13 protein-coding genes are annotated in these 13,951 nt (G+C 70.0%); 3 read left to right on the plus strand and 10 right to left on the minus strand.

Annotated features, from left to right (window positions below; all coding sequences use genetic code 11):
* Window positions 1–174 precede the first annotated feature (174 nt).
* Window positions 175–771: a LysR substrate-binding domain-containing protein gene (locus tag IF188_RS15950; RefSeq protein WP_191172796.1), complete on the plus strand. Its 597-nt coding sequence runs from the start codon at window positions 175–177 to the stop codon at window positions 769–771.
* Window positions 772–1,255: 484 nt separating this feature from the next.
* Here the strand turns inward: IF188_RS15950 and IF188_RS15955 are convergent, their stop codons facing one another.
* The 4 genes from IF188_RS15955 to IF188_RS15970 form a co-directional block, all read right to left on the minus strand.
* Window positions 1,256–3,727, minus strand: coding sequence for a CHAT domain-containing protein (locus IF188_RS15955; protein ID WP_191172797.1), 2,472 nt, complete (start codon window positions 3,725–3,727; stop codon window positions 1,256–1,258).
* 33 nt (window positions 3,728–3,760) lie between these two features.
* Window positions 3,761–5,455 carry a S8 family peptidase gene (locus tag IF188_RS15960; protein ID WP_191172798.1) on the minus strand — a complete coding sequence of 565 codons (1,695 nt, stop codon included), beginning with the start codon at window positions 5,453–5,455 and terminating at the stop codon, window positions 3,761–3,763.
* A gap of 70 nt (window positions 5,456–5,525) precedes the next feature.
* The gene (locus IF188_RS15965; protein WP_191172799.1) at window positions 5,526–5,993 is read right to left on the minus strand and encodes a hypothetical protein; all 468 of its coding nucleotides are present in this window, start codon (window positions 5,991–5,993) and stop codon (window positions 5,526–5,528) included.
* On the minus strand, window positions 5,983–6,600 hold the full coding sequence (locus IF188_RS15970; protein WP_191172800.1) for an RNA polymerase sigma factor: 618 nt from the start codon (window positions 6,598–6,600) through the stop codon (window positions 5,983–5,985). Before IF188_RS15970 ends, IF188_RS15965 begins: the two co-directional genes overlap by 11 nt.
* Window positions 6,601–6,723: 123 nt before the next feature.
* On the opposite strand from IF188_RS15970, the gene IF188_RS15975 reads away from it, so the two are divergent.
* Window positions 6,724–7,473 carry a glutamine amidotransferase-related protein gene (locus IF188_RS15975; protein WP_191172801.1) on the plus strand — a complete coding sequence of 250 codons (750 nt, stop codon included), beginning with the start codon at window positions 6,724–6,726 and terminating at the stop codon, window positions 7,471–7,473.
* Window positions 7,474–7,500: 27 nt separating this feature from the next.
* On the opposite strand, the gene IF188_RS15980 is transcribed toward IF188_RS15975, so the two are convergent.
* The 4 genes from IF188_RS15980 to IF188_RS15995 all read right to left on the minus strand — a co-directional run bounded on the left by IF188_RS15980 (window position 7,501) and on the right by IF188_RS15995 (window position 11,242).
* The gene (locus IF188_RS15980) at window positions 7,501–8,301 is read right to left on the minus strand and encodes a TspO/MBR family protein (RefSeq protein ID WP_191172802.1); all 801 of its coding nucleotides are present in this window, start codon (window positions 8,299–8,301) and stop codon (window positions 7,501–7,503) included.
* Window positions 8,302–8,373: 72 nt separating this feature from the next.
* Window positions 8,374–8,850, minus strand: coding sequence for a glutaminase (locus IF188_RS15985; RefSeq protein ID WP_191172803.1), 477 nt, complete (start codon window positions 8,848–8,850; stop codon window positions 8,374–8,376).
* Window positions 8,847–10,049, minus strand: coding sequence for a cation:proton antiporter (locus IF188_RS15990; RefSeq protein WP_191172804.1), 1,203 nt, complete (start codon window positions 10,047–10,049; stop codon window positions 8,847–8,849). Before IF188_RS15990 ends, IF188_RS15985 begins: the two co-directional genes overlap by 4 nt.
* A 65-nt stretch (window positions 10,050–10,114) precedes the next feature.
* Entirely contained in the window at window positions 10,115–11,242 is a 1,128-nt protein-coding gene (locus IF188_RS15995) for an ABC transporter permease (protein WP_191172805.1), read from the minus strand.
* A 77-nt stretch (window positions 11,243–11,319) separates the two neighbouring features.
* On the opposite strand from IF188_RS15995, the gene IF188_RS16000 reads away from it, so the two are divergent.
* Window positions 11,320–11,910 (plus strand): TetR/AcrR family transcriptional regulator, encoded by a 591-nt coding sequence (locus tag IF188_RS16000; protein ID WP_191172806.1) that lies wholly within the window; start codon window positions 11,320–11,322, stop codon window positions 11,908–11,910.
* A gap of 34 nt (window positions 11,911–11,944) precedes the next feature.
* Here IF188_RS16000 and IF188_RS16005 read toward each other — a convergent pair whose 3' ends face one another.
* On the minus strand, window positions 11,945–12,772 hold the full coding sequence (locus IF188_RS16005) for a GTP pyrophosphokinase (RefSeq protein WP_191172807.1): 828 nt from the start codon (window positions 12,770–12,772) through the stop codon (window positions 11,945–11,947).
* Window positions 12,773–13,072: 300 nt separating this feature from the next.
* Complete coding sequence (locus IF188_RS16010; RefSeq protein WP_191172808.1) at window positions 13,073–13,915, minus strand: transposase; 843 nt, start codon at window positions 13,913–13,915, stop codon at window positions 13,073–13,075.
* Window positions 13,916–13,951 lie beyond the last annotated feature (36 nt).

A 13,951-nucleotide genomic window follows, 5' to 3' on the forward strand; every position in this document is an offset into this window, starting at 1 on the left:
ATCGGTATGGCGAAGGGCGGGTCGGGCAAAGGACGAGGGCGGGATGCCGCCTCCCGCCGCCCCGGCGGCGGTCACGGCTCCGGCGGCAAGGGCAAGGGCGTTTCGTCTCGCGCCGCTCGCTCGACGACCGGGAAGCAGCCCCGGGCTCTGAAGCCCGCACCCCCCGAGACTGCGATGCCGGCGACGTTCACCCTCGGTGCGATCCCCGGGGCGACGCCCGGTCGGTGGATCGACACGTGGAACGACCGGATGCCGCAGACCTCGCTCGACCTCGTGCCCCTGGTCGTCGCCGACCAGCGCCGCGCGCTCGTCGACGGCGAGGTCGACGCTGCCCTCGTACGCCTGCCGATCGACAAGGACGGCCTGCATGCCATCCCGCTGTACGACGAGGTGCCGGTCGTCGTGACGTCGAAGGACTCGCACCTGCTCGCCGCCGACGAGCTCGACACCGCCGACCTCATGGGCGAGGTGCTGGTGGTTCCGCGCGACGACGTGCTCGGCATCCGCATTCCCGGAACCGTCGACCCCCGCTTCGCTCCCCCCGCCGATACGGCCGAGGCGATCGCGACCGTGGCGGCCGGCGTCGGGATCGTCGTCGTGCCCATGTCGCTCGCGCGTCTGCACCACCGCAAGGACGCCGACTACCGCCCGCTGCTGGACGGCCCCACCTCGACGGTGGCCCTGGCATGGGTCGCCGAGCGCACGAACCCCGCCGTGGAGGCGTTCGTCGGGATTGTGCGCGGGCGCACCGCGAACTCGTCGCGCGGCTGAGGCGCACGGCCGGGGCAGGCAACGAACCTCCTTGCCCCCCCCCCTGCGAAAGAGGCCCATACTCGCTGTTGTGCCCAGGGCACGCCATCACCTCGAAAGGAATCTCTGAATGCCGTACACGAGCACCAACTCGCTTCCCCCAGCGATCACCTCGGTTCTGGCTGCACTCACGCCGCAAACCGCGGTGAACGTGTCCATCGCTGAGGAGCAGGCCGACTAAAGCCGATCGCTCGGTGCGGATTGCGACGAGCAATGCACCGAGTGCCACCTCGCTACAGCAAGCGAACGCTGCGAGGGGTGTCGCCAGGTCCCCATGCGACACCCCTCGAGGAACCGCACGAAGACCCGCATCCCCAGGTGCGGCCCCAGACGTCCTCTGCCCATGCGCCCGACCCCCCGGTAGGGCGGCAATGAGCGGTTCCGAAGAGCAGGAGCACGCGGCATCCGGCCTGATACATCCGAGTCCGAGAATTCTCCGAGATTCTCAGAAGCCCGCGCCGTGCACCTGGAACGGCGCCACGATCCCGGTGCGCTCCGACGCCTCGGCGAGCGCGACGGACGGAGGGATGCCGGTGGCCAACCCCTCGTGCATCGCGGCGAGCAGCTCGCACGCGTCGTCGTCGGCGACCACCACTGGCGCTGCGACGACGCAGCGGGCGCCGGCGTGGAGCCACACGCGCGTCATTCCGACCGCTTCTTCACCCCAGCGCACCGACGAGCGTCCGACCTCGCAGGCAGACAGCACGATCGTGCCGGGCACGTTCTCGATGAGATCGATGTCGTAGCCGAACAATGTGCCGTCGGCGAGCTCGAGACCCGAGAACATGGGGTTGTCCGCGGCATGACGGCCGTGCGCGGCGATGTGCAGGACGTCGACGGATGCCGCCACGCGCGTGATGTCGGCGATCCGCGCGTCCTCCATGACGATCCGATCGGGCCACGCCATCGACGCACGGACCACTTCCTCGATTGCGCGCGGCACTCGCGGCCCGGCGGCGAAGCCTGCGGACAACGATCGCGGCGATGTTTCGCGTCGCAAGGACAGCCAGCGCGACGCGGAGGCCGCGAGGGTGAAGACGCGGCCCCGCAGCGCGGGGAGCATCGCCCAAGGCACGCCGTTCAGCACGCCCGGAGCTGTCACCACGAGGCGACGGTCACCCACGGCATGCAGGACGGGCGTCACCAGCGCCTGGGACAGCTCGCCGAGACGGTCCTCAAGAGATCGTCGGACCACGCCGGCCAGAGGTCCATGCTGGACGGCGGCAGACATGTCGAGGTCGCCCCGCAGTCCGGGCAGCATTCGCCGGATCGAGTCCCACGCCCCGAGGTCGACGAGCGTTGCGGCTTCACTCGTCACGACCAAGGCATGGACGGCGTCGACCGAGTAGACGTACGCGACGATCGCCGTTGAGGCATCGAGGCTGCCTTGCGCATCCTCCAGCGTCGCTCGGTGTCGCACTGCGGCCGATCGCGTCGTAGCCCACTGCCGTCGGCGTGCACTGTTCTGAAGCTCGATCGCGCGCGGATTCGAGGGCCACCCGTCGCCGTCGGCGCGCAGCATCCGCAGTTCTGCGAGCTCATCGGCCAATTCCGGATCGGGGGGAGGACGCAACGGCACGACCTGGAGGTTCAGGTGGCGAGCACGCTCCGACCACTCGAAGACGACATCGGGACGTCCGGAGCGCACCGCCGACTGCAGGCCGATGCCGACCAGCCCGTGACCGTGCCAGACGACCGACGTCTGCAGATCGAGGCTCCCGAACTGACGCTGCCATCCGAACAGCTCATCGAGACCGGCTCGGGCATGACTGCGGACCGCCACCTGGCGACCACCGCGCTGCGCCCGCGCGGCTCGGACTTCGTGGGCCAGAAGACGCACATCCATCGGCGCCGTCGACGAGACACGCGTGGCTGCCGGAAAAGCCGGGGGTCTTCCGTGACGTGCCGCCCAGAGCTCGAAGGACAGTCGCAGCGCGACGGCGTCTGTCCTGAGTCCTTGCTTCTCCAGTGCGCGCGCTGCTTCCGCCACCTCCGCCGGCTGCGGTGTCTGCCGGCCTTCCGGGACCCGCCTTCCCAGATTCACGACTTGACCGGCAGCTAGCCGTGCACGCAGCCGGAGCGCTTCGGCACGAGCCGCCCAGGTCTCGCTCCCGACGAGACGGAATCGACGGGCGGCAGTTCCCGCGACCACGCCCGCACGTACAGGATCGTGGTTCAGCAGGGACCGTGCCAGCGCATACTCCGCCTTTGCTCTCTCCGGTTTCATGCGTATGGCACCGAAGATCCTCGCGGCCGAGACGAGCAGCTCCTCTGCCTCGCGGACGAGGCCCGCGTCCCGCAGGACCTCCGCCCGATCCGCGTCGCTGATGGCCCCACCCGCGCGCGACGCATCGGCGAGCGTCTGACGGGCGTCCGTCATCCGCGCCAACGCTCCGACAAGATCACCGCGCAGCAGATCGATGTAACCCAAGTCATGATTCGCTTCCGCCGCATCCACGTGAGCACCCTGCCGCGTGTACAGCTCGGCGGCCTCAGCCGTGTCGGCCCGGGCGCGGAGAAGGTCGCGACGCTGCATCCCGATGTAGCTCCGGTTCTGCAGCAGAGTCGCCCGGGCCATGGGCTCATCGACCGCTGCTATGGCCTGACTGATCCAGTGCTGAGCGTCGTCCAGCCGGCCGGCGGCCTGAGCGATCGCGCCCATCTGACCTGCGACGAGCGCACGCGTCGAGCTCTGGACGTTAGGCGCCTCCCATGCTTGCCGACACAGACTCTCCGCCCGTGCGAGGTCACCGGTTCGTGCGTAGGTCACAGCCAGCGTTGACGCGATCCGTGCACCCAGATCGGGATCGTCTGTCAGTTCTGACGCGCGCGACAGCACCCGCTGCGCAGACGTCAGCTGTCCTCGATTCGCCAGCTCCACCCCCTCCCGGTGAAGCTGGTGCGCGGTACGCCCCATCTGCCCATCATGCCGCGCAGACTGGTTCGCGTGTCACCCGCTTTCCGGCGAACGCTTGGCGCGCCGCAACTCTGCTACCACGCGGGTGCGCGCGCGTTTCGTCGCGTCGATCCGCTCGCCGGGGTCGTTGAGCTCACCTGCCATCAGTCGTGGCGCCAGTTCTCGCACCAGGAGTCCGGCGACATACGGTGCCGCGAAGGATGTCCCGCTCCAGATCGCGTAGCCGGCCGAGCGGCTGGTACGGAAATCATCGGGATCGATGGTCTCACGGCGCAGGTCATCCCGATCCGAACGAACGTGCGCTTGGAGGCCTCCGTTCAATGCGGGGAAGCAGCTCAGGACTGAAGCGCCGGGGGCGTAGGTCGACACCCATCCGCCGATGTTGCTGAACAGGGCCACCGAGCCGTTGGGGTTCAACGCCCCCACCGCGATGTGCGGCGCCGCCGTCGCCGAATCCGGCGCGACGAAGTCGTGCCCAGGCCAACGCCACAAGGCGGCAGGGAACGATGGACGACTCGTCGCGTCGTTCCCCGCGGAGCACACCACCGCGCAGCCTTCGCGCCGCGCGCGAATGAGGAGCTCGGCGAGGGTCTTGTCGAAGAGCCCGGTGTCAGGGGTCTCGTGGTAATAGCCGAGCGAGAGGTTGATCACGTCGATCCTTCGCCCGCCGCGGCGCACCGGACGGAGCATCGACTTGACGAGGCTGCGCAGCGCAAGCAGGAAATCACCCTCGAGGACGTTGCCTTCGCTGTCGGCGACCCGCACAGAGACGATGTCCGCTTCCGGACAGACCTGGCGGATCACTCCTGCGATGAACGTGCCGTGCCCGGCCGATGAGTCCAGCCAGCCGTCGAAGGCACCGGCTTGGTCACCGAACGTCTCGGGGTCGGTCTGCCTGTCGTGCAGCCCGATGACCCGATCATCCAGCTTCGGATAGCGGGTGACGATGTCATCGGGCAGCCAGGGATGCTGTCCGCAGCCTGTGTCGAGCACCGCGACCACGGGCCTCCGACCTCGTCCGGAGAGGGTCGCAGTGCGAACCGGTCCTGCCCCGACGTATCCCGCTACCTGCCGCGCTCCGCCGCCCACCTCGCCGTAGCTTTCGACGCCATAGGTCTTCGTCCCACCGAACGGATACGTCTTCGTCCCACCGAACGGGTTCGTCTTCGTCCCACCGAACGGGTTCGTCTTCGTCCCGCCAAACGGGTTGATGATCGAGCCCGCATCATCCACCGTCAGCACGTGATCCAGCGAGACGCCGGTGATCTGCACCGGCGGGCGCTCGCCACGACCGCGTGCGCGGGCGCGCTGGAGCAGGCGCCAGGCGTCGATCGGCGGAACCGGCTGATCGTCGCGGTCCGGGCTGGGTGCCGGGAAGATCGCGACGCGGTAGATCGTCGGCAGGTCGAACTCGGCCCGGCCTCGGCGGGCACGGTCCATCGCCGGTTCCTCCTCGGTGGGGCGCCCGTCGAGAAGTCGGAGCTCGACGCCCCATCCGAAGTCCGCCGCGGCCAGCCGCAGTCGAGCCATCAGTGCGGACACGTCCTCCGTACTGGTGATCAGCAGGTGGTCCTTGGCGTAGTCGGTGGGAAACGCGTCGATCCCCGGAACCGTCTCACTCGTCGGGTCGAGCGGGACCCCACGTCCGCATGCCGCCCGATAACGATCGCGCCAGGATCCGTCGCCCGCAGCACCCCGCCCGGGATCACCTTCGCCGAGATTGCTCATGTCTTCCCCTCACACATAGCGGCTGCCGCGACCCCCAGGCCGCGGCATCCATTCCCAAAATGAAACTGCGTCAGACCTCGAACTGCGGGGTCTGGAAGTCGCGCAGCGCGCCGTCGGCGTCGCGCACGACAAGACGGAGCCGCGCCACCCCTGGCGTGACCTCGTCGAAGGCGAACCGTCCGTGTTCGCCCGGGTCCGTGGCCCATTCGCGGTCCGCCTGGATGAGGCGGATCGCGAGGGCGGCGGCATCCACCCATCCGTCCACGCGACGGCCACCGCTCTCGGTGTCGGTCACATGGACGAGCACGCTCGTCGTCCCGTCGCTGAACTGCAGCGTCGCGGTGTCGCTCTCACCGCGCACGGCGGCCAGCGTCCCTTCGACGAGCGTCAGCAGGGCGTACTCGCGCGACAGATCCTCGACCGCGACGGCGGCGACCATCCGATCGACGAGATCGGCGGGCATCGGATCGACGTCCTCCCACATGCGGCGCATGCGTGCGAAGAGCGCGGCGTCGGCCGCGAAGTCCTCATTCTCCATCGGAATCACCTCTCCATCCGTCGCCCTCGAGTACGGCGCGGAGCTTTGCGAGGCAGCGCTGGCGGGTCGGTCCGATGGACCCGACCGGCATCGCGAGATCTTCGGCGATGCGGGCATAGTCGGGGCGGTCCTCGAACGCGACGATCCGCAGCAGGCGCTGGCATCGGTCGTTGAGCGTGCCGACCGCGTCCCAGAGGCGACGGTTCTCGTCGTCCTGCGCCGCGGTCTGCTCGGCGGATTCGTGGACCGGAAGGTGAGGTTCCAGCGACTCGGCCTCGGTGGCATCGGCGCGCCGATGCTGTTTGCCGACCCGCCACGCCTCGCGGCGCGCGCACATCGTCAGCCATCCCGACACCGCGAGCGGGTCGTTGATGGTCTCGTGACGGCGCACGAGCGTCAGCCACGTCGTCTGCACGACGTCCTGCGCCAGCGCATGATCGAGTCCGTACGCCCTCACGACATGCCACAGCGGCGGGGTCATGAGACGCACGAGCTCATCCATCGCACGGCTGTCGCCTTCGCGCCAGCGTACGAACAGCGCAGCCGCGCGCTCCCATCGCGCCGGCTCCACGGAGTCGACGGATGCCTCGGCGCCCGGCTGCGTCATAGCGCCAATTCTGTCCACACCATGCCCGAGCGCGATAGAGGGTTCTTGATACATCCGCGGACGGATTTCTCCGGATGCCGGCGGCCGATGTCGCGCGAGGGTCCCGCGACCTAGAATTCGGGCATGACGACCGCCTCGTTCCTCTACGTCTGCGTGCGCCCGCAGCTGGGTGCGGCCGCCGCGGAGTACGAGTCGTTCCGCACCGCGATGCACCTCGGCGAAGACGCGCTCGACCGCCACGACCTGGTGCGGGACCCGCTGCCGGACGACGTGTTCGACCGGTACGCCGGCTTCGTCGTCGGCGGCAGCCCGTTCAACGTGGCCGACCCCGAATCGACGAAGACCGAGGCGCAGCGCCGGCTCGAAGCAGACCTCGCCCGCATCGCCGAGCACACCGCCGCCGGGGACGGCCCGGCCTCGATGTTCACCTGTTACGGCATCGGCATCGCGACCCGCACGCTCGGGGGGACCGTGAGCCGCGCATTCCCCGAAGACACCGGCCCCGTCGCGATCGATGTGACCCCGGATGCCGCGGCCGACCCGCTCTTCGGCGGGCTCGCGGACCGCTTCACGGCCCTCACGGCGCACAAAGAGGGCACTGAGAATCTGCCGCGCGGTGCGGTGCTGCTCGCACGCAACGAGAGCTGCCCCGTCCAGGCCTACCGGGTCGGCGACCGCCTCTACGCCACGCAGTTCCATCCCGAGCCGACGGCGAAGGCCTTCACCGAGCGCATGGCGGTGTACCGGGACGACGGGTACTTCGAGTCCAGCGACTACGACGCCATCGCAGGACGCGTGCTGGCGGCATCCATCACCGAACCCGCCCGGCTGCTGCGCGCCTTCGCGACCCGATTCGGCGATCCCGCGCGCTGAACCACCGAGGATCCGCGCGGCGCGGCGTCAGGTGACGGGCGTGCGGACCTGCGTCGACAGGCGGATGGCCGTTCCGATCGCGGCCGGTATCAGGATCAGTGCCGCGACGACGATCGCGGCGACGCCGATCGCCGGACTCGCGGGTTCGCCGGTCAGGCGGGCCACGGCGATCCACGTCAGCCCCCAGGCGAGGGCGAGCGCCGGGGCGATGCGCCAGCCGCTGGCAGCCTCGATGCCGAGGCCGATGGCGAGGACCACGAGCAGTACGACGATTCCCCACAGGTCGGCCGCCGCATCCCATTCCGGATCGCCGACCGAGGTGAGCCAGGCCGTGACGTTCGCCACGGTGGCGAGCGTCACCCAGCCGAGATGCAGTCCGGTCACTCCGTCCACCAGCAGCTGGTCTGCCCAGCCTTCGGCCGGCTCGACGACGGTGCGGTGGAAGGTCACGCCGAGCATCGCGAGCAGCACGATGATCATGAGCACCGTGAGCGCGAGCGACCCGAACTGGGCTGTGACCAGCCACAGCCCGTTGAGCACCATGGTCGCGGCGATGAGCCATCCGAGCACGCGCTGGCGCTCGCTGCCGCGCTGACCAGGCAGCGCCTGCCACACCGTGTACGCCAGCAGTCCGACGTAGATCACCGTCCAGATCGTGAACGCGGGCCGCGCGGGTGCGAGGTACGAGCCGTCGGCGTCGAGCGCCCCTTCCTGCAGGTCCTGCACGGAGGTGCCGCCGAACAGGCCGCTGCCGACCATCGCCGCCACGATCATGAAGCAGAACGCGGCGATGACCACGATCTGTCGTGCGAGATCCCGAGCGTTCATGCCGCCACCGTACGGGGACGCGCGCACGATCGAGAGCGTGTTGACAGCGGATGCGGCAGCCGGTGGGCCGGGCTACGCGCCGGCGGGCGGGTCGAGCAGCAGCGCGACGCGCTCGTCGAGGTAGGCGTGCAGCGGCATGAGCGCGCCCGCAGCGCTCCAGCGGATGCTCGGGATGCCGTCCTGCAGAGCGAGCGGGGCGTCCGGGGTGTCGACGCTCAGGGCCCGCCAGCCCACATGCACCGTCTCCCCCTCGGCGAAGCCGCCACGGCGGGCCGCGAAGGCGAGCTCGGACCGCTGCCGCTGCGACTCGGCGGTGTAGCCTCGGCGAGCCTCTTGCCGGGCTCGCACGATCTCGCCGGTGGCGAGCACGGCGTCGTCGGTGAGCAGCAGGGCACCCAGGTGCCATGCCGCGCCGCGCCGCTCGATCCGCGGCGCACGCGCCACACCGAGGATGCGCCGCGGCACGACCAGCTCGCCGAGCGCCTCGCGGGGCGCCCCGGCCGCGGTGAGCCGGGCGCGGGCATCGTCGAACAGCGCGGCGGTGTTCACGCCATGTCGTCCTGGAACGTCGTCGACGCCTTCACCTTCTCGCCGCGGATCGACATGCCGATGAGCGGGAACAGCAGCACCGACAGCATGCCGCCGGCCACCAGGACGGTCTGCTGACTGGTGGACAGAATGCCCTCGTCGACGCCGATGGCGGTCACTGCGACGATGATCGGCAGCCCCGTGGCGCCGAGCAGGGCGATCGACAGCCGATCACGCCGGGACGAGCCCTCGGGCGCGGCCAGCATCGACGGCAGCCCGCGTGCGAGGAACAGCACCACGAGCACCACCGGCACGAGGAGGAACAGGACCGGCTGGTCGAGCAGCGACTTCAGGTCGAACGTGACTCCCGTGTAGATGAAGAAGATCGGCACGAGGAACCCGAAGGCGACACCCTCGATCTTGCTCTCGACGGCCTCGCGGTCCTCGTCGGAGGCATCGCGCATGAGGAGCCGCCAGATGATGCCGGCGGTGAACGCCCCCAGCAGCATGTCGAGGTCGAACACGATGCTCAGCACGACCAGGGCGCCGAGGATCAGGAAGACGACACGGATCGCGAACTGGCCCGACGTGTGCAGCGTCGAGCTGACGAACTCGTGCATCGCCCCGCGCGGGAGCTTGAACGCCAGCCAGATCGCCAGACCCGCGACGACCGCGAATGCGACGAGCACGATCGTCGCGGTGCCGAGGTTGCGCCCGCCGAGGAAGAGCGAGATCGCGATCAGCGGCCCGAATTCGCCCACGGCGCCGATCGCCGCGACGGCCTGGCCGAAGGGTGTGCGCAGCTCGCCGGCATCCCTCAGGATCGGCAGCAGCGTGCCGAGCGCCGTCGAGCACAGCGCCACGCCGATGACGGTCGCCGCCTCGCCCGGGGCGAGCACGAAGCCGGCTGCCACACCGACGACGAGGCTGATCAGCCAGCCCAGCGACGCGCGTTTGCCGAGCCGGCCGCGGAAGGACGCGAACTGGATCTCGGTGCCGGCGACGAAGAACAGCATCGCCAGGCCGAACTCCGAGAGCGTGTCGACGAACGGCGCGGGCACCGCCCAGCCGAGCACCGATGGTCCGACCAGGATGCCGAGCACCAGTTCGAACACCACCACCGGGATGCGGACCCAGCGCCCGAGCCCGCGGGCGAGCAGGGGCGCCAGCACCGCCAGCAGCGGGATCAGCAGGAGCGTCAGCGGGTGCACTTCTTCCACGCGACAACATTAGCGATGCGCTCCCGCACCTCCTGGTCTGCGCCGTCCACCCAGGTTCGAGGTGGTCAGGGCTCCAGCTGGCGGGCGGGCGGTGTCAGCTCGGCACGGTTCCGGAAGTGGCCGAGGAGCGCCAGGATCACCCCGCCGACGAGCCAGCAGCCCAGGACGGTCCACTGCGTCGCGGTGGCGGCATCCGGGAAGTACATCACCGACCGCAGCAGGTTCGCCGACGCGCCCGGCACGAGGAACTGACCGATCGCGCCCCACGGCTCGGGAAGGAACTGCGGCGGCGTGGCCGCACCGGCGATCGGGTTGGCGATGAACATCGTGATGATCGCGCCGACCCCGATGCCGGGAGGGCCCATCAGCGCGGCGAGACCCACGATGAGCGCCGACGTGGCGGTCACGCCCAGTCCCAGCACGGCGGCGTTCAGCAGCCAGTCCCCCGTCAGGATGCCGAACCACGTCTGCATCACGAGGGCGATCAGCGCGCCGGCCGCGATGCCGAACACGAGAAGGCCGACCAGGCGCCGGACGACGCCCTGCACGAGGAGGGTCAGCAGGATGCCGCCGAGCATGCCGCCGAGCACCATCGGGAAGACGGAGGCGGCGAGACCGGCTCCGGTCTTGTCGCCGTCGGCGAGCGGAACCAGATCGGTGACCGTGACGGTCGGGATCTCGGGCGCCGCGCCGTCAGTCGCACCCGGCGGAAGCTGCGGCAGCTGGCCCGTCTTGAGGGCCCCGACGATCGCGGTGAGCTGATCGGTGAGCGCGGTCTTCGCGGCGGTGTCGATCTGCGCCTGCAGCTGCGTCGCGACGCCCCGCAGCGCCTGCGCGGCGACCGGGCTCGCCGCCGTCGCGACGAGCACCTCGGGCTCGTCGCCGAGCAGGATGGCGCCGTACAGCTCACGGGACTCGATGCGGCTCACGGCGTCGTCGCGGTCGTCGACGGACGACAGGTCGAAGGGCGCCGGATCCTGCTCGGCCAGTTTGTCTTCCACGGCGCTGACAGCCTCGTCCGGCCCGCTGATGCCGACGGGCAGGTTCTGCGGCTGCGCCGTGGCGGCGGGCCATACGAACGCCATCACGACGAGGGCCACCAGCACCGAGCCGATGAGGCCGAACAGGGCGGCGACGCCCCACTTCGTGGGATGGATGCCGGAGTCCGGCGTGGTTTCGCGACGCATGCTCATGGCGTCTGCTCCTAAAGAGAATGGCAGTTCTGTTTGTACTGCGGGGGCGAGCATAACAGAACCGGTATTCTCTTTCCATGCCGAAGGTGTCGGAGGAGTATCGAGAGGCTCGGCGTGACGAGATCGCCCGGGCCGCCGTCCGCGTCCTCGAGCGCAAAGGCGTGCGTGAGACGTCCATCGCCGACATCGTCGACGAGTCCGGGCTCTCGACCGGGGCGATCTACTCCCACTTCACGAACAAGGCGGAGCTCGCCCGCTACATCGTCGAGCGCTTCCTGTTCCCGCGCATCGACGAGCTCGAGGCGACCGCGACACGCGGGATCGTGCTGCGCCCCCGTGATGTGCTCGAGCGGATGCTCGGCACGATCCGCGACACCGGGCTGTCGCCCGCACTCGTCGTCCAGTTCTGGGGCGAGGCGCTCGGCGACGACGCCATGCACGCTCAGCTCGTCGACACCGCCGGGCATCTGCTGGGAGCGCTGACGGCCGCGCTCACCCCCTGGGCGCGCGAGCGCACGACGACAGCGGACGGGACCGCGGCGCTCGCGGCCGCAACCGCGCGCACCGTCGCGTCACTGGCGCAGGGATACATCGCCAACACGGCCGTGTTCGGCCCGCGGACCGTCGACGAGTACGTCGCGAGCCTGCGCGAGGCTGTGGAGACCTGATCGCGCGCCGTCGCGAGCGGATCGGCTCGCGAGCTCAGACGGCCCGCACCTCGGGATCCTCGCCGCGCGGGGTCGCGGCATCCACCGCATCCCCCTCGACGGTGAGCTGCGCCGTGATCTCGCGCACCGTCACCGCCGACGACGCCGGACCGGCCGGAGAACCACCGCGGATCTGCCTGGCGCTGCCAGCACGAATCTCACTGTGGAGGCGCTCCATGCGGGCGTCGAGCTCGGCCGCGGTGTCGGCGGCATCCTTGAGGCTCTCGAGCAGCTCGTCGGGCACCCGCGTGGCGTACTTGTAGTAGATCTTGTGCTCCAGGCTCGCCCAGAAGTCCATCGCGATCGTGCGGAACTGCACCTCGACGGGCACCTCGATGCGTCCCGTCGAGAGGAACACCGGCACCTCGAGGATCGCGTGCAGACTCTTGTACCCGTTGGGCTTGGGCTCGGCGATGTAGTCCTTCACCTGGATCACGCGCACGTCGTCCTGCGCGGTCAGCAGGTCGAACAGCCTGTAGACGTCCGCCGTGAAGCTGCAGGTCACGCGGATGCCGGCGATGTCGGTGATGTTGCGCCGGATGGACTCGAAGTCGCCGTCGATGCCCTTGCGCTGCACCTTCTCGACGAGGCTGTCGGGCGACTTGACGCGGCTCGACACGTGCTCGATCGGGTTGTAGTCGTGCGTCAGCAGGAACTCGTCGCGCAGGATGCCGATCTTCGTCTCGACCTCTTGCAGACCGAAGCGGTACTCCATCATGAAGCGCTGCAGCTCGTCGCGAAGCTCCCGGAGCTCTGTCGGCGAGACCGTGATCTCACCTTCGTCGGTCGTCGTCGCGGGCACCAGCGGAGCAGGAGTCGCCATGCCCTCCACGCTAGGCAGGCCGCCTACGAGAGTCCTGTGAACCCCTTGCCGAGCATGCCCGACTCCTGCCGAGCATGCCCGACTCCTGCCGAGCATGCCCGACTCCTGCCGAGCATGCCCGACTCCTGCCGAGCATGCCCGACTCCTGCCGAGCATGCCCGACTCCTGCCGAGCATGCCTGTTGCACAGCTCGGGCAGGGTCGGCCACGAGCGGGCACGGTCGGCGAAAAGCGGGCACGGTCGGCCACGAGCGGGCACGGTCGGCCACGAGCGGGCATGGTCGGCGACGGGAACGACCGGTTAGTCGAGGGCGCGCTGCGCCTGATCTGCGGCGGCGGCCGCCGCGTGGGCACGGGATGCGGCATCCCGTCGCTCGGCGTCGATCGCATCGAGCTTCTGCTCGGCCGTCGCGCGGTCGGCCTCCAGGGCGGCCAGGTCGCGCCGCAGGTCGTCGATGCGCTCGCGCACATGGTCGAGGCGCTCCTGCGCCTTGGCGCGACGCGCGTCCACACGCGCGAGCTCACGCTCGGCCTCGTTCGCCAGTCGCTCCGCCTCACGGGCGGTCTTCTCGGCGGCCTTGCGTGCGCGACGCTCGGCGAGGTCGTCACGCGGCGCCGGCTCGACAGCGCCCGGCAGCGTTCCCCCGACCGACTCGGCGAGCGTGGCGGGGTCGATGTCACCGGCCTCCAGGGTGGTGACGAGGCGCGCCGTGAGCACCGCGGCGGCGGCTGCGGCATCCATCACGGCGGCATTGATCGTCTTCTCGACCTCTTCGTGGGCGGCCGCGCTGAGTTTCACACCGGCGTCCGCGGCGAGCCCGACCGCCTGCTTCGCCAGCGCCGCCACCAGCTGTCGGCGCTGCCCGCCCAGGCGCGACAGCTCGGTCGCGTCGAGGTCGTCCTGCGCCTCTCGCAGGGCCGCCGAAAGCTCGACGGCGTCCGCGAGCTGCCCGCCGCGCGCGAGCAGGTTGACCGCCCACGCTGCGACCGTCGGCTTGCGCAGCGCCTTGATGCGCTTGGCAAGTGCCGGAGGGGATGCCGAGGCTCGCGCATTTCGGGCTGCGGTGAACTCCGCGGGTCTCACGGCATACAGCTCTCCCGCGATCTCGTCGAGCTCACCGTCGCCCGCGTCTGCGGCATCCACCCGTCCATTGTGCCGTCCGGGCGGTTCGCAATTCAG

The organism is Microbacterium helvum (assembly GCF_014779795.1).
GTDB lineage: Bacteria > Actinomycetota > Actinomycetes > Actinomycetales > Microbacteriaceae > Microbacterium > Microbacterium helvum.